21 protein-coding genes are annotated in these 23817 nt (G+C 41.7%); 12 read left to right on the forward strand and 9 right to left on the reverse strand.

Annotation, left to right across the window (positions count from 1 at the left end):
- Positions 1 to 24 precede the first annotated feature (24 nt).
- The 5 genes from JMX89_RS07160 (at position 25) to JMX89_RS07180 (ending at position 5124) form a co-directional block, all read left to right on the forward strand.
- Complete coding sequence (locus JMX89_RS07160) at positions 25 to 1737, forward strand: SulP family inorganic anion transporter (protein ID WP_201551255.1); 1713 nt, start codon at positions 25 to 27, stop codon at positions 1735 to 1737.
- A 178-nt stretch (positions 1738 to 1915) separates the two neighbouring features.
- Complete coding sequence (locus JMX89_RS07165; protein ID WP_020444227.1) at positions 1916 to 2242, forward strand: beta-lactamase hydrolase domain-containing protein; 327 nt, start codon at positions 1916 to 1918, stop codon at positions 2240 to 2242.
- A 123-nt stretch (positions 2243 to 2365) separates the two neighbouring features.
- A complete protein-coding gene (locus JMX89_RS07170) occupies positions 2366 to 2698 on the forward strand; it encodes a TIGR01244 family sulfur transferase (RefSeq protein WP_181209676.1) in 333 nt (110 codons plus the stop codon).
- Between the two features lie 169 nt (positions 2699 to 2867).
- Positions 2868 to 3725, forward strand: a complete 858-nt coding sequence (locus JMX89_RS07175; protein WP_011514389.1) for a bile acid:sodium symporter family protein — start codon at positions 2868 to 2870, stop codon at positions 3723 to 3725.
- 34 nt (positions 3726 to 3759) lie between these two features.
- Positions 3760 to 5124, forward strand: a complete 1365-nt coding sequence (locus tag JMX89_RS07180; protein ID WP_201551257.1) for a P-loop NTPase fold protein — start codon at positions 3760 to 3762, stop codon at positions 5122 to 5124.
- A gap of 146 nt (positions 5125 to 5270) precedes the next feature.
- On the opposite strand, the gene ahpF is transcribed toward JMX89_RS07180, so the two are convergent.
- Positions 5271 to 6848 carry an alkyl hydroperoxide reductase subunit F gene (gene ahpF / locus JMX89_RS07185; RefSeq protein WP_201551259.1) on the reverse strand — a complete coding sequence of 526 codons (1578 nt, stop codon included), beginning with the start codon at positions 6846 to 6848 and terminating at the stop codon, positions 5271 to 5273.
- A gap of 524 nt (positions 6849 to 7372) precedes the next feature.
- On the opposite strand from ahpF, the gene JMX89_RS07190 reads away from it, so the two are divergent.
- Positions 7373 to 7621 carry a YdcH family protein gene (locus tag JMX89_RS07190; protein ID WP_201531142.1) on the forward strand — a complete coding sequence of 83 codons (249 nt, stop codon included), beginning with the start codon at positions 7373 to 7375 and terminating at the stop codon, positions 7619 to 7621.
- A gap of 156 nt (positions 7622 to 7777) precedes the next feature.
- On the opposite strand, the gene ahpC is transcribed toward JMX89_RS07190, so the two are convergent.
- The gene (ahpC, locus tag JMX89_RS07195) at positions 7778 to 8344 is read right to left on the reverse strand and encodes an alkyl hydroperoxide reductase subunit C (RefSeq protein WP_011514393.1); all 567 of its coding nucleotides are present in this window, start codon (positions 8342 to 8344) and stop codon (positions 7778 to 7780) included.
- Positions 8345 to 8622: 278 nt separating this feature from the next.
- On the opposite strand from ahpC, the gene JMX89_RS07200 reads away from it, so the two are divergent.
- Both JMX89_RS07200 and JMX89_RS07205 read left to right on the forward strand, forming a co-directional pair.
- The gene (locus JMX89_RS07200; RefSeq protein ID WP_201531144.1) at positions 8623 to 9531 is read left to right on the forward strand and encodes a hydrogen peroxide-inducible genes activator; all 909 of its coding nucleotides are present in this window, start codon (positions 8623 to 8625) and stop codon (positions 9529 to 9531) included.
- 45 nt (positions 9532 to 9576) lie between these two features.
- Positions 9577 to 10248, forward strand: a complete 672-nt coding sequence (locus tag JMX89_RS07205) for a hypothetical protein (protein WP_201531146.1) — start codon at positions 9577 to 9579, stop codon at positions 10246 to 10248.
- Here the strand turns inward: JMX89_RS07205 and JMX89_RS07210 are convergent.
- From JMX89_RS07210 to JMX89_RS12945, 7 genes are all read right to left on the reverse strand, one after another.
- Entirely contained in the window at positions 10226 to 10831 is a 606-nt protein-coding gene (locus tag JMX89_RS07210; protein WP_201531148.1) for a methyltransferase domain-containing protein, read from the reverse strand. The genes JMX89_RS07205 and JMX89_RS07210 overlap by 23 nt on opposite strands.
- A gap of 106 nt (positions 10832 to 10937) precedes the next feature.
- On the reverse strand, positions 10938 to 11606 hold the full coding sequence (locus JMX89_RS07215; protein WP_201551261.1) for a M48 family metallopeptidase: 669 nt from the start codon (positions 11604 to 11606) through the stop codon (positions 10938 to 10940).
- Position 11607: 1 nt separating this feature from the next.
- Positions 11608 to 13185: a DUF1513 domain-containing protein gene (locus tag JMX89_RS07220; RefSeq protein WP_201531151.1), complete on the reverse strand. Its 1578-nt coding sequence runs from the start codon at positions 13183 to 13185 to the stop codon at positions 11608 to 11610.
- A gap of 3 nt (positions 13186 to 13188) precedes the next feature.
- Entirely contained in the window at positions 13189 to 14352 is a 1164-nt protein-coding gene (locus tag JMX89_RS07225; protein WP_201531153.1) for an imelysin family protein, read from the reverse strand.
- A 121-nt stretch (positions 14353 to 14473) separates the two neighbouring features.
- Positions 14474 to 16156 (reverse strand): di-heme oxidoredictase family protein, encoded by a 1683-nt coding sequence (locus tag JMX89_RS07230; protein ID WP_201531155.1) that lies wholly within the window; start codon positions 16154 to 16156, stop codon positions 14474 to 14476.
- Positions 16157 to 16420: 264 nt separating this feature from the next.
- Positions 16421 to 17869, reverse strand: a complete 1449-nt coding sequence (locus JMX89_RS07235) for an imelysin family protein (protein ID WP_201531156.1) — start codon at positions 17867 to 17869, stop codon at positions 16421 to 16423.
- A 313-nt stretch (positions 17870 to 18182) separates the two neighbouring features.
- On the reverse strand, positions 18183 to 18836 hold the full coding sequence (locus JMX89_RS12945) for an OmpA family protein (protein ID WP_020444242.1): 654 nt from the start codon (positions 18834 to 18836) through the stop codon (positions 18183 to 18185).
- Positions 18837 to 19439: 603 nt separating this feature from the next.
- Between JMX89_RS12945 and JMX89_RS07245 the strand changes: the two genes are divergently transcribed.
- The 4 genes from JMX89_RS07245 to minD all read left to right on the forward strand — a co-directional run bounded on the left by JMX89_RS07245 (position 19440) and on the right by minD (position 23815).
- Entirely contained in the window at positions 19440 to 20408 is a 969-nt protein-coding gene (locus tag JMX89_RS07245; protein ID WP_201531157.1) for an acyltransferase, read from the forward strand.
- Positions 20409 to 20589: 181 nt separating this feature from the next.
- A complete protein-coding gene (locus JMX89_RS07250; RefSeq protein WP_201531158.1) occupies positions 20590 to 21705 on the forward strand; it encodes a hypothetical protein in 1116 nt (371 codons plus the stop codon).
- A gap of 86 nt (positions 21706 to 21791) precedes the next feature.
- Complete coding sequence (gene minC, locus JMX89_RS07255; RefSeq protein ID WP_020444245.1) at positions 21792 to 22664, forward strand: septum site-determining protein MinC; 873 nt, start codon at positions 21792 to 21794, stop codon at positions 22662 to 22664.
- 338 nt (positions 22665 to 23002) lie between these two features.
- A complete protein-coding gene (gene minD, locus JMX89_RS07260; RefSeq protein WP_011281068.1) occupies positions 23003 to 23815 on the forward strand; it encodes a septum site-determining protein MinD in 813 nt (270 codons plus the stop codon).
- Positions 23816 to 23817: the final 2 nt, after the last annotated feature.

Below are 23817 nucleotides of genomic sequence, written 5' to 3' on the forward strand. Positions count from 1 at the left end.
TTTTTATTGTGAGGACGTACTGCCATGCCCTCTATTGCCACTCGACTGATACCTGTTTGGCTACGTCAATATCAGCTGTCTGCCTTGCCAACCGATATCATTGCAGGGATCGTCGTTGGCGTGCTCGTTATTCCGCAAAGCTTGGGCTATGCGGTCTTGGCAGGCTTGCCTCCAGTCTATGGCTTATACGCGGCTATCGTGCCTGTGGCGGTATATGCGTGGCTCGGCTCTAGTAATGTACAAGCCGTCGGACCTGCTGCTGTGACCGCCATTATGACTGCAAGCGCGCTGCATCCTTATGCGGATAAGGGCGCTGAGCAGTATATATTGATGGCAGCCCTACTAGCACTCATGATGGGTGCGATTTTGTGGCTGGCAGGACAGCTGAAATTGGGCTGGATTATGCAGTTTATCAGCCGCGGCGTCTCTGCTGGATTTATCAGTGGTGCCGCTGTGCTTATCTTTATAAGCCAGCTTAAATATCTAACTGGCATACCCATTTCAGGCGATGGCTTAATCGGTTATTTATCGAGCATGCAGATGTATGCCAATCAGCTGCATCCGTTGACGCTAGTAATTGGTATCAGCGCCTTTGCACTCATGCTTCTTAATCGCTATGGTAAAAAATGGGTTTGGCAGTCTTGGTTATCCGCCTCTTATGCAAAATGGGCAGAGCGCCTGTTTCCTCTTATATTGCTGACCGCTGCAATCGCTCTCAGTATCGTTTTACATTGGACGACAAGCGGTGTGGCAACGATTGGTAATGTACCGCAAGGACTGCCAAGCTTTACAGCGCCATATCTGCCAGACTTTCATGAAGCGCTCAATTTATTACCGACCGCAGGACTGATGGCGCTGATTGCGTTTGTATCGAGCAGCTCTGTTGCTAGCACTTATGCACGTTTGCGCGGTGAGCTATTTGATGCCAATCGCGAGCTGACAGGGCTTGGACTGGCTAATGTTGCTGGTAGCTTTTTTCAAAGCTTTCCTATCGCTGGCGGATTTTCGCGTACGGCTATCAATGTCGATTCAGGTGCCAAAACGCCTTTAGCGAGCTTGGTCACAGTGTTAGTTATGATAGCTGCCTTGATAGCATTCGGGTATCTGCTTGCCCCGCTGCCTTATGCAATTTTGGGCGCAACCATCATGGCAGCTATCATCGGTCTTATTGACATAGCGACGCTAAAGTCGGCATGGCACCGCGACCGCTTAGATGCAGCAAGTTTTATCGCCGCGTTTGTCGGCGTATTGATATTTGGGTTAAATACAGGGCTCGTGATTGGACTTATGGTGTCATTTGCTAGCTTAATTTGGCAGTCAAGCAAACCGCATGTCGCTATCGTTGGGCAGCTCGCAGGGACAGGTCATTTTCGCAATATTAATCGTCATGATGTAGTGACCTTTCACAATATATTGATGCTGCGTATTGATGAGAGCTTGTTTTTTGGTAATAGCGAATCAGTGCATCGTCACGTGGTACAAGCCACGCGTCAATATCCAGAGGCAAGCGAGATTATTCTTATTATGTCGGCCGTTAATCATATCGATTTGACCGGACAAGAGATGCTGATCAGCTTAAATCAAGAGCTATTAAATCAAAATAAGCATTTGAGCTTTAGCTTTATTAAAGGACCTGTCATGGACATCATTGAGCACACACCGGTGATTACTGATTTATCAGGACACGTTTATTTAAGCACTATGGATGCAGTTAATGGTTTAAAAGACACTCATTAATGTCATTTGTACTGTTTATTAGACTAAGAATAATTAATGGCTATCTATAACATATAGATATGATAAAAGCTGTGTTATGCTAAATTATTAGGATTACTAAAAAAACTACTAGCCTGTAGCGCTTTTTTTGAACTCATTATATCCTCTACTTTTTTTATAACCTTTATTGATATTACTTATGACCGATGACTTAACTATTTATAAGCAAATTTACCCAAGCCAATGTATCAAAATTGCAGAGCTTGGCTACCGCTCTGTGCTCAATATTCGTCCTGACGCTGAGGTTGATTCGCAGCCTAATAGCTGTGATTTTAGTAGTGCAACGGCGAAAGCCAATTTGAATTATCAGCATTTACCCTTTGATGATGAGCGCTTGAGTATGGCGACTGTGGAGCAGTTTGCTGCTTTTTATCGTACGATGCCAAAACCCATATTGATGTTTTGTGGTACAGGCGCACGTGCCAAGCTGTTGTACCAAAGCGCATTGATGCAAGGGCTGCTATAAGCGTTGATATAAAAAGGCAATAAAGCTTACACACTTTATCTTTAGAAAATTATCCATTGCGCTTAGGCTTTGTATTCTCGTACTATATATTTAATTTTAATATAAAAAATAAAAGGAGCTCTTATGAGCCATCAAGTAAGTATCACCGGACAAATCACCCCTGACCAAATTCCAATGATTGCAGAAAATGGTTTTAAAACCATTATTAACAATCGTCCGGATGGTGAAGAGCCGAACCAGCCAACCAGTGCTGAGATTGCTGCTGCCGCCGAAAAAGCAGGACTTGCTTATAAAGAAGTGTCCTTTGCTGGTAGTGAGCTAAATCAAAACCATGTTGAAGAGTTTGCTGACTTTTTTAATCAAGCTGAGCAACCAATGCTGATATTCTGCCGTACGGGCAATCGCTCAACTGGCATCTATGAAGCGGCTAAGCGTATGGATTTGCTAGACGACTGATATCATAATCAATAATTTAAAGCAATAAACCAAGAAGCCCATATAAATATATGGGCTTTTATAATATTTAAGACTATATTTTAGATGCTGTAAAGCAATATATCGCCACAAGGAGTGGGCGTTATAAATATAATGCAAGTATAACCGTTAACTTTACAAGGAATGTTCCATGAGTAATACCGCATTAGCTCTGCTGCCATTAGCCCTTGCTTATATTATGTTTACCTTAGGAACAGGGCTTAAGCCCAGTGACTTTAAGGTTATCGCAAGTCACCCCAAAGCATTCTTTATAGGGTTGATTAACCAAGTTGTATTTGTACCACTCGTGGCTTTAGCGGTCGTCTTACTGATGTCGCCACCACCTGCCATCGCCTTTGGTATAATGCTGATTAGCTTTTGTCCCGGCGGCGTGACCAGTAATATGCTCACCTACTACGCCAAGGGTAACGTAGCACTGTCGGTCGCGCTCACGGGCGTAGTCAGTCTATTATCAGTGGTGACCCTGCCTATCTTAATCACCTTGGCTTTCAATCACTTTATGAAAGACCAAGCAGGCTCTATCAGTGCGGTCAAAATCGGCGTTGTCATGTTTTTATTGACCACCTTGCCAGTGACGATAGGTATGCTCGCCCGTTATAAATTCACTGATTTTATGGTGCGTAGAAGCGGCATCTTAAATGGCTTAGCCAGTGTCTTTTTTGTCTTAATCGTCCTTGCTGCTATTGCTACTAATTGGCAATTACTACAGGAGCAATTGGCTTCTATTGGACTTGAGCTTGTGCTGATTATTGTCACCTTATTCATCATCAGTATTTTGACAGCAAAGGCGTTACAGCTAAGCTGGTTTGATACCAAAACCATCGCTATAGAAACCAGTATTCAAAACAGTACGACCGCGATTACCTTAGCCCCTATTATTATGGGCGTGAGTACATTGCCAGTTATTGCCCTACCTGCTGCCTTATATGGCGTACTAATGTATGTGATTGCACTACCAATTATTTTTTTAATCAGGAATAAAAACTGATTTTCCAAATGCGATTTTTAAAGGAATGAAAATAATGAAAGTAAAACCAACAAAATTTGTTATAGATGAAGCTAATCCATTTGCTAATGATTTACTTAACCGTGAGAACTTCGCTGATAAGCTTACTAACATCGTAGTTGCTAATAAGGATGAGCTAGTTATTGCGTTAGACGGACAATGGGGAGAAGGTAAAACGACTTTTATAAATATGTGGCAAGCAAAACTTGTATCTGAAGGTTTTCCATGTATTTATATTGATGCATTTAAGATTGATTACACTGATGATGCTTTTTTCCCTATTGCCTTTGAAATAGATGATTTTATTAAGAAGAAACTAGGCAAAGAAGATAAAAGACGTGAAGAGCTTTTTGAAAAAACTGTTGAGGTTAGTAAACGTTTATTGTTATGGACTGGAAAAGTAGGCCTCAAAGCTTTGACTTTAAATGCAATAGGTGAAGCTGAAATTGACTCTCTATCTAAAGTAACAGACGATATTGCTGAGGATGTTTCAGAACAGTTTAATAAATTTGCAGAAGAGAAGTTTCATGCACATCAAAATACTAAAGGCTTATTCGAAAGCTATCGAGATACATTATCTGAAATAGCAGCAATAGTGGGTAAAACTGAAAAGCCTTTGATTATTATAATTGATGAATTAGATCGCTGCCGACCAAAATTTGCAGTTCAAATTTTAGAAAAAATAAAGCATTTCTTTTCTGTAGAAAACGTTGTCTTCGTACTGTCTGTCAATCAAGAGCAGTTAGAGCACTCTATTAAAGCTGAATATGGAGTAGGAATTGATGCAAATACTTATTTACAGAAATTTGTAGATATTAAGGCGACACTACCTCGTTTTAATATTATTGAAAACAGTGACTCAATAAGCCAGTACCAAAGAAATTTGTTTAAATCATACGGAATTGTAGAATCATTACAATACGTCAATAATCATATGAGCTTCTTCCATCTTGTGGCGTGTCTTCTATCTAAAAATAAAATTTCTTATAGACAATCTGAAAGAGTTATGCTGAATATAAAAATTTTAGTATCAAGCTTCAGACAGGATAATATATATTATATCAACTTACTGTTAATAGCTTTCGTTTCTTATTTAGTGACTATTCGACCAAATATCATTGAAGATATCTACTCAGGAAGAATGACTCATGATAAATTAGCGGAAATCAATGATATTAAGACAATTGAAAGTCGTGACTTGCAAAATACTATTGATGATTTAAAACGTTATATAAATTACTGTTTTAAAGATCGTGAGGAAATAAACTCTGATGATGGTTTTTATGTTTTTTATCAGCAAACCTCTACAGAACGTGGAATACACAGTAACCCCTTATTAGGTTTAGTAGAAATTCTGAACTCTTTCTCATATCTTAAGTAAGCCGATTTCTGATTCACTTTTAAGATCACTATGTTTTAAGTTTTATATTGGTCTTACCTAAAATAAGTAATATAAAATAATTTGAAATTATTTAAAAAAGCCACCTCATTTGAGATGGCTTTTAAGACTAACTATAGAGCAAATTTTTACTGCATAACCAAATATTCAAACGCTGATAATGCCGCTTTTGAACCTTCACCCATCGCAATATTAATCTGCTTAAAGGGTACAGTCGTAACATCACCACAAGCAAAGATACCTTTGCGATCTGTACGGCAGCGCTCATCAATTTCAATCTCGCCAAAGCGGTTTAAATCGACGAAGCCTTTAACGAACCCAGTATTTGGTATCAAGCCAATCTGTACAAACACCCCTGCAACATCAAGCTCTTTATTCTCGCTGCTATTGCGATCTTGATAGACGATAGACGATACTTTACCCTCAGTCGCTTTAATTTCTTGGGTCGCTGCACTGGTAATGATATCGATATTTGCCTTTTCTTTGGCTTTATTAATCAATACCTGATCCGCTTTCAAATCATCAGCAAACTCAAGCACGGTCACATGCTTCACGATACCAGCAAGGTCTAATGCCGCTTCGATACCAGAGTTACCACCACCGACGACGGCAATATCTTTACCTTTGAAGAATGGACCATCACAGTGCGCACAGAAAGCCACGCCTTTACCGATGTTTTCTTCTTCGCCAGCGACCCCAAGCTTACGCCACTGAGCACCAGTCGCCAAGATAATGCTGCGTGTCTCAAAGGTCTCACCGGTATTTAGATGAATGCGATAATTTTCATCAGCCGTTTCACTAATCTCTTTGACGCTGACGTGCTCTTTAAGCGTAATATTATATTCGCGCAAATGCTTTTCGAAGTTCACCGATAGCTCACCACCTGTGGTTAAAGGTACTGAGATTAAGTTTTCAATATCTTGCGTATCTTTTACTTGCCCACCGATACGGTCAGCCACCATGGTGACTTTTAAGCCTTTACGCGCGGTATAAATCGCAGCAGCGACCCCTGCAGGACCCGCACCAATAATCGTCACATCTTGTTGCTCTAACTGTTCAGCATCATCTTCAGCTTCTGCTAACAAATCAGGAAATTGCTCTTGTAACTTCTCAATCAATTTAGCCGTGTCAATCAGACCATTAGCAAACGGCTTGCCGTTTAAGAATACTGCTGGTACGCCTTGGATATTATTCGCTTCTACTTGCTCTTGGAATAGTGCACCATCGATCATCTCATTACTGATGTCATCGTTTAGCAGCGCGAATTGGTTTAGCGCTTGCACAACTTCTGGGCAGCTGTGGCAAGAAAGCGACACGTAAGTTTGAAACTGTAGTGGCTTATTAAAGCGTTTAATCAGCTTTTGAATGCCTTCATCGAGTTTTAACGTATGACCACCCGCTTGCAAAATCGCCAATATCAATGAAGTAAATTCATGACCACCAGGAATACCACTAAAGACAATACCTGTATCCGTCAAAGCACCATCAATGTGACTGATTACTTTAAAACTGATTGGGCTTGGCAAACTGTCATCGTTAGCTTGTGCGTCAAAATGAATCTTATCTGTCGTACCAGCGATTTTGCTCAAAAAATCAATCAACTCAGCACGTTTGCTATGCTCGCCACTACCTAAGACAAAGCTGATTGGGCGGGTCATATTTACACTATAGCTCTTTACGGCATCTAATAAGCTTTGGTCTATCATAATTGTTCCTTGTTATTATCGAATATGTAACGTCAGCATCAGTGCTGCGCGTTTAAATGAGTAAGAGTCATATGCCAATACTTCTATTTATATGCGGCATATAACCTTTGATACGTCTATTATCAAAGGTTTGAGAGTTTTGAGCAAGCGGATAAACTCAAACCTTATGTTTTATAAAACCTATCATAAATCAATATTTTTATTTAATTTCAAAATTACTTCTAAATGATAATCAATACTAACTATAGTATCTAAGTATTTTTTTCGCTACAATCGAGTGAAGCGGATAGAAGAATTCTATGCGTGTTATGGCAGATTTACTTTTATAAGTATGCGATAAATCTGTTTATCAAACATACTTTTTAAAAGTAGATTCGCTGGCATTAAGCCTCATCGTTATTCAGTTAAATAACGGTTCGGTTCCATAAAATCTAAGTCTCATAATTATAGTAATTCATCAAAACAATCTTAAGACCATGCGCGGATGCTTATACAAGCTTGCGCTTCATAACAAGGATGACAAGATGAGAAAGACAGATACATGGCAAGATAACAAAGATATTATTGCTGAGCTTAAACAAAAAGACAGTCACTTTGCGACTATCTTTGATGAGCATACCCAGCTAGACCAGCAAATCAATCAGCTTGATAAAGATGTGGTCACGCACGCTAGCCGTGAAGAAGAAATCGAGCAGATGAAGCGTCGCAAGCTGCATCTAAAAGATGAGATTTATAAAATAATCGATAAAAATAAATTAGGATCTCATGCCTAACTAACAGCTATTTAGACTATTAGCTCTCATGAAAAGTGATAAAATTTAGATAAGAAAAAACCCCATTAGCATAAGTTAATGGGGTTTTTTATACTTTATTTAGTATGATGAATAAGCAGATACTGCCTTCTTTCACACTATCCAAGCAATAGTTGCTTAGATTTTACCAACCAGATCAAGACTTGGTTTTAAAGTCTCTTGACCAGCTTCCCAAGCGGCTGGGCAAACTTCGCCGTCGTTTTCACGAACATATTGTGCCGCTTTTACTTTACGTAGCATATCTTTTGCACTACGGCCAATGCCGCCTGCATGGATCTCAGCAACTTGAATTAAGCCGTCTGGATCTACTAAGAATGTACCGCGCTCAGCTAGACCAGCTTCTTCGATCATGACGTTAAAGCCACGAGTGATACGGCCAGTAGGATCACCGATCATTGGGTAAGTTACTTTACCGATTGCTTCTGAAGAATCATGCCATGCTTTATGGGTGAAGTGTGTATCCGTTGATACTGAGTACACTTCTACGCCTAAACCTTTTAACTCGTCGTAATGACCTGCCATGTCTTCAAGTTCAGTTGGGCAAACAAAGGTAAAATCGGCTGGGTAAAATAGGAAAATTGCCCAGCTGCCTTTTACGTCTTCTGAAGTAATGGTTTTAAATTCACCATTTACGAACGCATCTGCTGAAAATTCTGGGATTTCTTGATTGATAATAGACGCCATGGGTGGCTCCTTTTTTTGATTGATTAAAGTTTCGTTAATTTAAATTTATTTATAGATTTGCATCTATTAACCCTTACACTATCGGGGCTACCTGACAAACTATACGCGAATTCTATGGTTAATCCAGTTAAAAGTTTTTAATGTGATGTTTTGTTTTATTAAACTTGTTAAACTATTCTCTCTACTTTTTATATCTATACATCAGTGAACATTGATAGTGTACACAAGATAAATAAGTAAAACAAATCGCCTTACAAACCCATTGATAGAGAGGTTTTATGATTACTTTACGTCAACTTGAGTTCGCCTTAGCCGTCGCCAAACACCGTCATTTTAAACGTGCAGCAGAAGATTGTAATATCTCGCAATCAGCGCTGAGCTTGGGTATCGCTGAGTTGGAAAAACAGCTTGATACACAGATTTTTGAGCGAAATAATAAACAAGTCTTGATCACCCCTATCGGTGAAGATATCTTGGTGCGGGCGCAGCGGGTGTTTTCTGAAGTCAACGACTTGACCACCCGTGCGCATAGCCATCAATCGCCCCTTGCCTACCCTATGACCGTTGGTATTATTCCAACGATTGCGCCTTATCTGCTACCAAAAGTGTTGCCTGCGCTGCGTGAGCACTATCCAGAATTTCGTATGACTATCGTTGAGCAACAAACAGAACGCTTGCTTGAGCAAGTGCGTTATGGACATATTGATACCGCTATTATTGCCCTACCTTATGCGGTAGATGGTTTACATAGTTTTGAGTTTTGGAGCGAAGACTTCTTTGCCGTCTTTCCAAAAAATGATGTACATGCCAAGCTCAAAACGATCAACGCTGATGAGCTGGCAACGGCAAATCTCATGTTACTTGGCGAAGGGCATTGCTTGACTGACCAAACGCTATCTGTCTGCCATTTTGACCGTGCGCAGATGAAATCCAGCTTTTCAGATGCCAGCTTAAACACACTTATTCAAATGGCACTTGCTAATATGGGTACGACGTTAGTGCCAGAAATGGCGTTAGACCAGCTGCATCTACAGAACCAAAATGCAGTCGCGATACCACTAGCTGAGCAAGGCCCTCATCGTCATATTGCCTTTGTCACACGTCTAAATTATGCCCGTGTCGATGATGTCAATTTGCTTGGTAAAGTGTTTAAGCAGGCATTTGAAGACACTACCAATAAGAAGTAAGTAACAATTTCTAAATGATAGACAATCATTAAACGAAGGTTGAATATGGACGGATTGTCACAAATAGAGACTGAGCTTGGTAAGGTTTTTGAGTGGCATTTAACAGCTATTAATAATGCTATCAAGCTCGCGAAAGTTAAAGCGCTTTGGCAAGATATCGCCGTGCGCTATAACGCAACCCAGCGTGCTTATCATAGCTTGCAGCATATTCAGCAATTATTTTCGCAGTTCGAACAGATTAAGCATCAGCTGCATGAGCCGCATATCATCGCTTTGGCGCTCTATTATCACGATGTCATTTATGATCCAAGGCGCTCAGATAATGAACTAAAAAGTGCAGAGTATATGGTAGAGGCATTAAGATGCTATCTGAGTGATGAGCAATGTACCACTATCTATACGCTGATTATGATGACTGCATCTCATGAGCTGCATGAGTGTCTAGATAAAGATACTGTCAGTGACGCCGCTTATTTCTTAGATATGGATTTAAGTATTTTGGGTACGCCTTGGTCTGAATATCAGGTCTACGCACAAGCGGTGCGTCAAGAGTATCGCCATATAGCAAACGAGGATTATCGTACTGGGCGTATTGCGGTCTTGCAGAAATTACTCGCACACCCAGTACTTTATTTGACAGCGTATTATCATAACCACTTCGAAGTGCAAGCTCGAGACAATATCAAGCGTGAAATCACTCTTTTACGTGCATCTTGATAAAAAGCTCACTGCCTTGCCGTGCTGGGTGTGAATTGTAACTCGGCTCCATAATATCAATGTCAAAATGAGTCGCAAAACGCTGCTGATATTCATCTGTTGTACCGCCAAACGGTGGCTCATCTCGCCCAAAATCTTTGTCAAATAGCAACCCAATCAGCTTACCATTCGGTTTCAGTAATGCTGCCATCTGCTGCACATACTCGTCACGGCGTGATGGATTTATCGCACAAAAAAACGTCTGCTCAAGCACCCAATCAAACTGATATTGCTCAGGCGATAACTCAAAAAAGTCGGCACAGATTAGATGCTTAGCTGGAAAGTCAGGATAACGCTCAGCAAACGCTGCAATCGGCGCAGGAGCAAAATCAACCAAGGTAACATTGGTAAAACCTTGCTCATGCAGATAACCGACCTCGTAAGCGTTACCTGCTCCCGGCACTAAGACAGCCTGACTTTTAGCAGATTCAGGCAATTGGTCAATATAGGCTTTGAGCGGTGGTGACACCTGTCCCATATCCCAGCCGATACTATCCTCTTCATAACGCTGCTGCCAAAACTGCGCTTGATTGACGTTTTCCATATGACATCCCTGTAGATAAATCTATTATTTAAACGACACGATTCGTACCGTTATGTCTTATCATATCAGGCTTATCGACATTACTGAAACCACCTAAGTATTATTTCTAATCGAGCTGACCACCTTTACCTGCCAGCATATCGTGCCAATGCTGATAGTCAGGCATCGCAGTCGCTACGGTTTGCCAGAACGCGCTACTATGATTGGCATGATGTAAATGACACAGCTCATGGACGATGACGTATTCTGTGCACTCAATAGGATAAGCAGGCAGATACACAGATAACCAAATTCGGCGCGCACGCGTGTTACAGCTGCCCCAGCGCGTATGCATTTTTTTTAGGCGTATCTCATTGGCTGTCGCACCGACAATCGGTTGCCACTTTGCAAATAATGCAGGCATTGCTTCAGAAAGATGTTGCCGATAATAGGCAATTTTTTTATCGTGGTTTAAGGTGAATGGTTGCTTTATCCCCCACAATAGCAAGGTGCTGTCAGCCGTTGAAGATTCCTTTGAAGGAAATTGTTGGCGCTTATATTGTTCTAAGACTTGTGGGTGGTTTTCTATCGCCCATGGCACGCGCCTTGCTATAGCCTGTGCGACTTGTGCTGAGCTAATAAACGATGGCACAGACACCATTAGCTTATGTGGCTTTAAGCGAAAATTAATATTTTTAACCCGCTTTTTGCTTATTTGTAATTCAATGCCTTCCTCTGACAAACATTGAATAGTGTTTTGCAACAAAGGACTATGGTACTCAGGTGTCACATTCATATCATAGTGCTTGCAAATGGTTATCAAAAGACATTGTATGGCGTCTACTATCTATGCCGATATTGTCATTTTTGGCGATAGCGTCTGATTTTAGTTCTGAGTCTAATATTGTTAAATCATTGACCGTTAATCTGGTTAATTGACCTTGCCCATCACTAACGATAAAGCCAGATTGTTGCTCTATATTAGCCTTAACAACATCGTTACCACTGCATATATTACGGCTATAAACGGAAGCACCTGCACAATCTGGCAAACTGATAGAGTTGATTAGAGCTCGAGTCGTTAAATCAAATATTGCCGCACAGCCACCCATTGGCGTGGTTACACATAGTAAATTGCGTTTACTATCAACCGCGATGCTAGCGATATATTGGTGGAAGCGTTGCCATTGGTTATTTGGCATCATAAGGGGTTTAAAGCCAATATCACCGCGCTTGTGTGTCAATACTAATGGCACATTGATATGCTTTTCACCTTGGAACTGAATGCCTATCATCACTGTGCCATCATCGTGCATGGCTAGATGACGCACACTCATTTGATTATGCTCAGGCATAATTTGTTCAAGTAAATCGCCATTATGGCAGTTTAGGTACACCAATGATGGGTGCATAGTATCGAGATTAAGCTCTTCACGCGATGCTCTCTCGGTCTTGATACCGCCATTAGCAACTACCAACGTTTTACCGTCTGGATGCATAATAAGCTCATGTGGACCGATACCATACGATTCAAATTCTGCTATTTTTTGATAACCATTTTTAACATCATAAACACCGATTTTGCCGTCTAGAATTAGCGTATCATTTTCAGTCACGTATAACTTTGAGCCATCTGAACTATAGCAAGCATGACCATAAAAATGACGGTTGTTTGCAGCGTTGATCACAAATTTTACTTGTCCTGTCGCAGTATCAAGCACCCAGAATTTTTCACTAGGACGACGACCCATGACCACAACGTCACGATTTTTGTTATGATTAACAAAGGTGTTTTGAGAATCAAAGGCAGGTTGGACGACGATATCATGGACACGTTCAGGCATGGTCGTTTGCCAAACGATTTGTCTATCAGGATCGATACCAACCACACCAAAATCATTTTCATCACTCTCACTTAGCAGTGAGATGTCTTTTGGCATAGAAGCCACGCCACTGACCCAGTATACAGGGCGAGTCAGCATAGTAGTGGTATGCATTGACCTAAAATCATTCGCAGACAAATCACGGCTACTAGGCTGGTTATCATTCATTGGTAGACGATACGCTTGTTGCCACGTTGACGCTGCCTGCTTGCAGGCGTAGCGCAAACGTCTAAGCATTGACTTGGAACCAGTAGCAGCTGATTGCACAGCATTCAATTGAGCATAAATACCGCTCACATAATCTTGCAGGCGAGCGTCAGCTAGGCGTTGCTTACGATAACGATGATGAATACCGACGAATGTTGCCGTACCAAGCGCTGTCAATAATGAGGTTGTCAGCAGCTCATGGCTAAACGGTTTTGCTTTTAGCGCATACCACTGCCTATGATTTTTATTCACTGAGACCTTTTGACTCGCTTTGATAATAGCCATTATTTAATCACCGTCGTTACTGTTAAAGCCGACACGGAGACCAAGTGCCGGAATCAATTGACGCTTAATTAAGCGCGTAACGCTAGTAAGATGATCATACAGCTCTTGCTGCGTGGCTTTATCAGCAGTGGCTAAATCTTCTGGCATTTGTGCCAATAACGTAGTGGTATCAGCGAGCGCAGTCGATAGATTGTCAGCCACGTTATTTTCACTATTGCTGCCCAAGATAGCAGTCAGTACCGGATCGGTCATGGCTTTATTTAAAGTCGCTAATTTTGCATTGATAATCGCGCGGCTTTGCTCTGCGGTCGCAGCAGGTAGATGACCTTTGGCTTTACCGCTCAAGCCTAATGGCTGATCAACAGCGTTAGATTTCATCGTCTCAACCAACGACAGTAGGGAATTAATCCATTGGTTCAATCCTTGGTCGCTTTCAGCAGTTTTATCAATTGCTAATAGCTTAGTCGCATTTTGTTGCCAGTTTTTCTCAATAGCTTTTAAGCGTGTGCTCAGCGCACTACTCGCGCTTATAACATACGCACACTGACCAGCGTCCAAGCTGTCATTGGCATAAAGCACCTCTTCTAAACCGGGCACACCTTGGACAACGGCACTTTCGTTAGCAAGTTGTTCGGCGGTCAGTTTTGGATTGGCAGCGATAAGATCCGCCACTCCGCTATGTACCAAGCCGCGCTCGTCAGGGTAATAATTGATATAAAGATTACTCATACTGGCGGTAGCAGGACCGAAGTTGACCATTTCAGCACTTGCCCATGCTTGTGCCAATACTAGCCACTGGTCACGTAGCGCTTGCAATTCATCACCGCTGACTGGCGCTTGTTGACAATGTTTTTGTGCCAAATCATGCAACAAATCACTTTGTTTCGCCGCGTCAGCATAAGCAGGTATGACAATCTCATTAGCTACATGGGTTAAATAGGTTTTTTCAGTCTCAGCACTGATATCGACAGCGACTATTTTTTCAACATTCTTATCTGTATTGCCATCAACCGCAGCATTTTCGCCAGTTTTCAGCTCAGCACTATCTTGTGCAACTTGGCTATCTACTTCAGCCGCTTTATTGTCATCAGCAGGTTTGACGCAGCTAATAAGTATACCCGCACTTAATGCCGAGAGCGCCATTGCTAGCGCATGATTTATTTTCATAGATTTCTCAGTAATATTATCAATCGTTATCGTCGAGTATCAGTATCACAGTGATATAGCCGTCAGGCGGATAACCTTATCTATCTGTCATTCAAAGATTAAAAAATACACAGTCAGATGCTTATAATGACTGTAAAAACGCACTCAATTCAGTACGTCCTTGTTTATCAAGCATCAGCACTTTTTGCTGCTGTTTTTTTGCTTCGCCGCCATGCCATAATACCGCTTCCATCAGCGTGCGGGCACGTCCATCATGTAAAAACGTCGCTTGCGGATCAACGGTATGGGCAAGTCCAATTCCCCATAAAGCCGGCGTACGCCACTCATAAGAATTGGCTAAAAACTCAACTTGCCAATTTTTTGGCGGCAGTTTGCCAGCGATAGTGCGATCCGCAAGCTCATCACCCATGTCATGTAACAGCAGATCTGTATAAGGATAAATCACTTGTCCATGCTGCTCAAGATGATCATCAGCGGTTTTTGGTAGCTGATATCTTGGCGTATGACAGCTTTGACAGCCCATATCGTAAAAGCGTTTTTTACCTGCTAATACCAATTTATCCTCTGCATTACGGCGGTGCGGTACTGCCAAATTGCGCGTATAAAATTCTACAAATTTTGCCACCTCATCATTGACTTCAACCGCAGGCTTACCATTGCCTTGCTCATCTGCGCCCGTTATCGCATTCTTACAAGCGGTTTGCGCTGGCGTGCAGGATTCATGTGGGCGGATATTTGAAGTTAAACCCATGTCTTCATTAAAGGCGCTTTGATTTTGAGTAATCAGCTTGGTTTGCCCTGCTTTCCAGCCAAAGCGACCTAAGGCAACTTTACCCGTTTGTGGATCCATGACCCAGTTAAATTTACCCTTAATATCATTGCTGTTTTTATGATTGCTAGCCGCTTGTTTTTTAATATCCGCATCGGGTATTTGTTCGAGTAGCCCAAGCCCAATCATAGGTAAAGCAACACGTGGCGATACCATCATCTCATCATCAAACGCACCATACCCTGGATTGGTCAAGTTAAAGGTTGGTGCGCGCAAGGTTTCGATATGTCCATCGGCAAAGGTAACCGTTTTATCTGTCCACTGCACGGCAATTCTTGCTTCTGCTGGCACGCCTTGAATACCGCGATCTTGCAATTGACCACCATACATAGGATGAGCAACTTTCTCAATAAGTGAATCTTTTAACTGCTGACGCTGTTTATCCGTGGTCGCTGGCATCGCCAAACGAATCAGGAAACTATCGGCATCGTCCTCAGCAGTCATAGGAGCATGACCACGACCGTCTTTGACATGGCATGACTGGCAGGCAGCGACGTTAAATAACGCACCAAGACCATCACGGCTATCCGTACTGGCAGGCGCAATTACCCACGGCTGACGGAAAAACGCATTACCAATAAAGAACGAGCCTTTGCGAGATGCGGTAATGTTCGATGAAGGTTTAGAGTAGCTCTCACTACTGCTAATAGCAATCCCAGTATCACCGCCTTGCTTGATTTCTTGCGGATCAAAGCTTGCAAGCTGCTGCATAGGTACGCCAGCCAGCGCCTCAATCGTCTGAATACGCTCAGAGCCCAGCAATTCAACGCCTTCCGTATTTAGCTGGTCTTTGTTGGCTGCGTTATCATTAGCATCTTTGACTGGCTGACAAGCACTGAGTGATAAGACACCCACTAATGCCAGTGATAAGGTAAATGGCGCAGACATGCCGACAGAGGCAGTTTTAAACTGAGATATAAGAGAAGAGTGGAGTATGGGGCGTGGTTTGCTGATAACACCTTTTTTGATGTGCATAGAGTACCTTAGTTCTGGTATAGAACCATTAAAATCGCATGCTATAAAATTTTTTATTGCTAGTCGATAAGTGGCAGCGGCACGCTGATTTATCTGGCTATTTTAATACGCTATGAAAAAACACGTTGCCAAGCAAAATTGACAACGTGTTCATTATACCTATATTGTTTTCTTATGAAAATAAGTCTCATTCACTGTTAGCGACTCATTAGGCATTATCGATCAATGCTATGCTTGCTGTTAAGACAGTAGATTAGTGAGCAATTAAAACTGCGAACCTGCATCTGCATCTAAATTGTCAATACCGACGGCTTTTGCGGCATTTTCAATTCCAGCTGTCAGCTCTTGCAGACTTGTGATACTGGTTTCAATCCAACCGCGACGCTTGTTTTGCTCTTCAGCAGAAACACCATGTTTACTCGCCTGTCCTACAGTGGCAATCATTTGATCAATCTTGATATTTTCCTTCTCGCCTTTTTCAACAATGACATTAAAGGCCGCTTCTACTTTTGCAAAATCAGCAGCCAATTTATCAGCAGCTTCGGTATTGCCAGTATCGACAAGATAGTTTTTCAGTCCATAACCACCTACGGTTTTGCCCGCGACTGTTTTGTAGCTACCATTAAAGACATTTTGGATACCGCGAGCGTTATTGGCATAGCTTAAGTGTGTCAAGTCACTAAAACACTCATGCTCATCTTCAGTAGAGCCAGTGACGAACGCTACTTGGATGCGCTGAGAGGCAAGCTCCCCAAGTGCTAAGCTGCCCATTTGATACATAATTTGGCGTAAACTATTGCTATCCCTACGTGCCATCATATCGCTACGCAAGGTGTTTTCACTGTCAGGTTGCCACTGCGCTTCCATCGCGGTCAAATCATCAACCAGTAGTTGAGTTGCTGCTTTTAGATACTGTCCGCGGCGCTCACAGATACTAGCGTCAGGATTGACATTCTCGCCGCTAGTGCATTGACCATCAGTCGTTAGATAATCACTGAACGGGCGGTTGCCAGCACCTTCAGCGACGCCATTGGTATCTTGACCCCATAGCATAAACTCAATAGCATGGTAGCCTGTGGTCACATTGGATTCACTACCGCCAATCTCATTCATCTCTGCGAGTAGCTCAGGCGTGATGGTACTGGTATCTTGCTTGAGGCTACCAACGCTAATGCTATCGCTATTAATGATGTTGTCTTTACTATTGTACTCGCCTTCATAGTCAGCGCTTACGTAGTCAATCAATGCTTCATCTAAAGGCCAAGCATTCACCTGCCCCTCCCAGCTGTCCGTACTACCAATATTACGATTGTCGTTGGCAGTCACAAAACCTTCATCGAATCTAAATACTTCAGTCTGTGAGTATGGCTGGCGCGCGGCTTTATAAGCGGCTTTTGCAGCATCCAAATTTGCTTGCGTTGGGGTTTCTACATAAGCATCGACGGCGCTCTGTAAAAGCTTTGCCATCTCTAACGAATCTTTGTATGCAGCATGTGCCATATCCGCATAACTGATAAGCAAGCGATCCATATGAGCTTTATCAGCAGCTGATGAAGTTTTGCTAGCTGTCTTCTCTGCGGTTTCAACTGGTGCATCTGTGGTCGCTTTTTCATCAGATTGTTTGCTACAACCTGATACCATCAATATCCCTGTCAGTGCAGCAGCTAAAGTAGTCGGTAAGATTTTACGGCTTGTCACTGTCGTGATATTCATAGATGTCCTTGATGGGCTACAAAATAAAGAAGAGATAAGATAAATCTTTCACATCGATACTAGTAATGAAAATAGGCGAAACCAGCACTGTATCGGGCATTGAAACAGCTTGATTATAGATAATAGCAATGATCAGTTTGATATTAAAAACTGAAAAAATAGCTATCCGCAAAATAAATGCATGGGAATTATAATGTTATTGATAACTATTATCAAATATAATTTCTTAATGAAAGACAAAATTCAAGCCAAAAAAAAGGCCAGCTTTATGCTGACCTTTTTTCGATATTAATTATTAGCTAATCATTTAAAATTAACGAACGCTTTGTGGTGCGTTAACTGTCAGCTCAACACGGCGGTTCTGTTGACGACCAAATTCGCTATTGTTATCAGCAACAGGACGTGACTCACCATAAGCAACAACATTGATACGGTTAGATGCTACGCCACGCGCACTTAAGTAGTTCGCTACTGCATAAGCACGGTCACGTGATAACTTCATGTTATAAGCATCAGTACCTTTGCTGTCTGTATGACCAGCAATAGTGATGGTGTTTTGATTATACTCATTCATAGTTGATGCTAGTTTATCAAGCGTTGGCTTAAATGAGTTGTTCAAAGTCGCATCATCAAACGAGAAAGTGATGCTACCTGGCATAACCAGATCAATGTTACCGTTAGCGTTTGGCTTAACCGTTACGCCAGTACCAGCCATTTGTTGCTCAAGCTGACGAGCTTGACGCTCCATATAGTAACCAACGCCAGCACCTAATGCAGCACCAATAGCAGCATCACGACCAGTTTTATCACCACCAGTCGCTTTTGAGATAGTCGCACCACCTGCAGCACCAGCTAGAGCGCCGATAGCAGACTTGTTAAGACGTTGTTGTCCAGTGTTAGGATCAGTGACACAGCCAGTAAGAGCCAAACCTGAAGCGATTGCTGCAACCATTAATGTATTACGCATAATATGTCCTCTTAAGTTGAAAAAATAATCGTACTTTTATAAAAGACGCTAACGACAAATTAGCCATTAACTATATTGTTTGGGTGTTTATCGACACTAAAAGTATTATGGCAATCTCATTCTAATTCTGTGTAATATTTTGTCACATCTATGTATGAGAAGTGCATAAGTGTTGATAAATACGATTTTGTTAAATGCATAATTTGCTATCGCAAGTCACGTTTACAGCCGTACACTCTATTTTTTTCTGCTAAAATTACTCAGCAACATTACAAGAATAAAAGTAAGGGTCTTATCACTTAAACGCTCTTTTATTAACAGCCAGTGCGAAAATCTAAATATGAAATCACTCTACATAGAAGACTCTTTACTTAAAGCCTTATCTATAAAAGGCTGCCGTTAACTATTAATATTAGCAATATCTGTAGGCTAAGTGAATATGACTACACTATCAAGAGTCTAGCAAAGTCAAAATGGGTAAAAATAAGACTTATTATATGTTGTCCTATTAGCTGCAAGCTAAGTCTTCGAGGCTATGTAGTGTTAGAAATACTTAAAACATACTATTGATATATTTGTAAAATTAACAGAGAGGAATGGGTCATGCGCTTAAACGCCACCATGCAAAAACTCCATCAGCGTGCCCCTAAATTGGGCAAAGCGGTTTCGCTAGCAACGGCAACGGGTGTCATTGCTGCCAATAGCTTTGGTGGTAGTATTCCCTTGTGGTTAATGGGTATGGGCAAAATTATCACTGGCGCCCCTATTGCAGATCAAACAGTGATTAAAATTACCAATCACTGGATTAGTAGTAACAATGCTTTAATAAAAAACCTCTTACCAATAAAAGATTGGCGTATCACGCTACCTGATGATGTACATGTGCATGGCAAATATTTGCTCGTCAGCAACCATCAGTCTTGGGTTGATACCAGTATTGTGCAGTACATTAGCGAAAAACGCTTACCCCTCACGCGATTTTTTACGAAATTTGAGCTGATTTATATCCCGATTGTCGGTCAGGCTTTTTATTTCTTAGATTTTCCGATGATGCGTCGTCACTCTAAAGAAGCGGTTGCCAAAAACCCTGCTTTAAAAGGTAAAGATATAGAAGAAGCAAAGCGTGCTTGCGCGTTATTAAAAGACAAACCTTTTACCTTGCTGAACTATTTAGAAGGTACACGCTTTACCAAAGAAAAGCATGATAAGCAAAACTCGCCTTATACCCATCTGCTAAAACCAAGAGCTGGCGGTTTATCGCTGGCGATTAGTGCTTTAGGTGAACACATCGATGGTATCTTAGATATGACCATTGTCTATCCTGATGGGGTACCAACTTACGGGGATTTGTGGAAAGGCAATATCAAGCGCTTAGGCGTTGATGTGCGCTATCTTGAAATACCTGATGATTTATTTTCTGGAATTAAAGAAGGTGGCTATGAAAACGATGAGGATATAAAAGCACAAATGTTTGATTGGGTAGAGCATGTTTGGCAACAAAAAAATCAGCGTATCACCACTATGTTGGCTGAGTTTGAAACCAATTCTAAGGTTGATAATTCGAGCAGTTAAAATGACAGGATTGTTTGAAAGAATATAAATGGCAAAATACCAAATTATAATGGTCGATGGGTTGTTTTTTGGCGTTATTCATTGATAATGTGAATGACCGTTAGAACGCTGTGTTGATTTTGTTGTGATTGGTGTAATACTTCTCATGACTGCTGCCATTTATTACTTATAAGGACTGACTGTGCCCGCCTCTTCCACTACTCGCCCGCCCATAGAGTCAACGTCCACGCTCAATCAGTCCTTAGCAGGGTCGGAGCCACCAACAGGGTCACCAGAGACTCCGCCTTCAAGACCAAATCGTCCTAAACCAAATCGTTTAAAGCTTACTTATGATATCGTGATGATTATCGCCATCAGTATTGATTTATTGGTTATCAGTACTGATGCTATTTTGATGAGTAGTTTTAGTAGTGACGCGGCAAACTGGCTTGGAATTTCCAATCAATTAATCTGGTATCAAAGTAATATCCATGACTCATTACGTACCGTAGGCGGCTTTTTTACCTTGTTTTTGATTGCAGAGCTGCTATTACGCTGGGCGATTGCCATCAAAGAAAAAATCTATTACCGCTGGTTCTTTTTTCCTTTTGTGCATTGGTACGAGGTATTAGGCTGTTTTCCGCAATTGCGTGCGCTGCGATTATTTCGCGTTGTTATTATCGGACGACGCCTATATCAACTAGGCTATCAAGTATTGCCCCAGCCATGGATCAATAGAATCAACTTCTATATCGATGTAGTATTAGAGGAGTTGTCTGACCGAGTTATTTTAACGACCATTCAGACCTTTCGGCAGGAGCTTACTGATCCGAAGAGGCAAAAATCGTTTATCGACTCTACCATCTCGCGCAATCGTGATGAGATTGAAGCCGCTATACTGTCACTACTGCGTAAAGAGATGACACCAAAACTACAAGCTCTAACTGAGTCAGCAGGTGGCGGCGCTATCATCGCTAGTGAAGTGGGCAATGCGATCCAAGATGGGCTTGCCAATACGCCAGAATTGCGCCGCTATCTGCGTATGATACCTATTGCGGGTAGCTTGATTGAATCACAGCTACAACATGTGGGGCAAAATATTGGTGAAAATGTGGTTTATGCGCTCAACGAGCGTCTGCTTGACGCCGAACGCCTTGACGCATTGATGGTCGCTATCGCTAGTGGTATCGCTCAAATCGATACAGACAATCCGGCATTAGACCATCTCATTGCTAGTATTATCGATGATGGTCTGACAGAATTTGAAGCGCAAATAAAAGTTCAACAGTGGAAGCATCAAGACTTGCTTAAATTATAGAATCTTTAAAGCTTTAAAATAATGATTTGATAAGAAAAATATCACCACGAATATAGCATTACGATTACCTTTTGAGGATGTAGATTATGACCATTGCCGACAACTATACCGACACTTCGTCAGCCACACCTGCTTTAGCCTTTTATGGCAAAATGCTGACCTTTTCACGGGTACAGTTTAGTACCGATGACTTTGTGGCGATTGCTGCTCAATTACAAAGCACGTTGAGCAATAAGAGCAGTCATATTCCTGTGTTGATTGATAGCGAGGTTGAGCAAGATCTATCAGCACTGGTCGAGTTGCTATGGTCTTGGGGTTTACAGCCTATCGGCGTCGTGACGGGGCTACTTGACGCGCAAGCACGTGAGCTACGCTTGGCAATATTTCCAGCAGATGGTAAGCGTATTGAGCGCATTTTACCCAGTAAAAAAGCAGTAACGCAATTAAGCCAAGTTGCTGCTTCTACAACGGCTGCTACTGATAATAGTGAGTCTAAGACGGATAACGTGAGTGCTCATCAAGCGCTACAAACAAGCGCAGAAATGCAAGCTGATTTATCTGTAGAAACAGCAGAAACCCTTATCAGTACTGAGCATATTACCAGTCTTATCTATGATCAAATGCTGCGCTCAGGACAAAGTCTCAATCATGTCGGTGGCGATTTGATTTTGACCAACAGTGTCAATAGTGGCGCTGAAGCTATTACTGATAATAACTTGCACGTTTATGGTCGTGCTCAAGGTCGCTTGGTCGCAGGTGCTACGGGCGATAAAGACGCACGCATTTTTTGCCAAGTTTTTAACCCCTCTCTGGTGTCAGTCGCCGGTACTTATTGCTTACGCGACAATCTGCCTGAGCATGTGATTGATAAATCGGTCGAAGTGCGGTTTTTAGAAGGTCAAGGTTTGGTATTTACGATCATTGATGAATCTCAGATTAATAAAGGCGTCAAACCCTAGTCATTTATATAGATATTGTTAAGGTTAAAAAGTAAATATGTCAGAAACCCTTTTAATTCATATTGTAGTAAGTTTATTTAACAAAACTGCGCTATGATGAATTTTTAGCTCTGCCACTATTTACCACACCTACGTCCTTATATATCAGTTAGGTAATCGCTTAATTTTATATCTTAGCCGTTTGTATGCTTTAATAGAGACTTGCTATAAGTTCTGCTAGATTTATGCTAGGCTTACGCTCGCAGAGAGTATATATACAGCGTATGGACGACCAGAAAGCATAATGCTTTATATAATATATATCTCATCAATTCATCAATTTATAGGAGTGTGCCATTGTGGCGAAGATTGTTGTAATCACTTCGGGTAAAGGCGGTGTGGGTAAAACCACGACCAGTGCTTCTTTTGCCGCCGGTTTAGCATTACGTGGCTATAAGACAGTTGTTATCGATTTTGATGTAGGCTTGCGTAATCTAGACTTGATTATGGGCTGCGAAAATCGAATTGTTTATGACTTTGTCGATGTAATCAATGGCAATGCACGCCTATCACAAGCGCTTGTCAAAGATAAGCAATTAGAAAATCTTTACATTCTACCTGCCAGTCAAACGCGCGATAAAGATGCGTTAACAGATGAAGGTGTGGCAGAGATTATGGAAGAGCTTTCTAAGCAATTCGATTACATTATTTGCGACTCACCTGCAGGTATCGAGCGCGGCGCGCAGCTCGCCATGTATCATGCGGATGAAGCCATCATCGTTACCAACCCTGAGATCTCATCAGTACGTGACTCAGATCGTATCATTGGTATCTTGCAAAGCCAGACCAAAAAAGTGGCTGAAAACCAAGGTTCTGTACGTGAGCATCTGATTATCACACGCTATAATGCAGAGCGTGCCGCAGCCAATGAGATGATGGATATTGAAACCATCTCAAATGACATCTTAAAAGTTCCATTACTGGGCGTGGTTCCTGAGAGCCATTCCGTGCTGGAAGCTTCTAACCACGGTGAGCCCGTGATTCATTATACCGACTCTATTGCTGGTCAATGTTATGATGATATTGTCGCTCGCTTCCTAGGGGAAGAACGTCCATTACGTCATATTGATGTGAAGAAAAAGAGTCTATTACAGCGCTGGTTTGGGGGTTAATA

This window comes from Psychrobacter sp. DD43 (genome assembly GCF_904846555.1).
In the GTDB taxonomy this organism is placed as follows: domain Bacteria; phylum Pseudomonadota; class Gammaproteobacteria; order Pseudomonadales; family Moraxellaceae; genus Psychrobacter; species Psychrobacter cryohalolentis.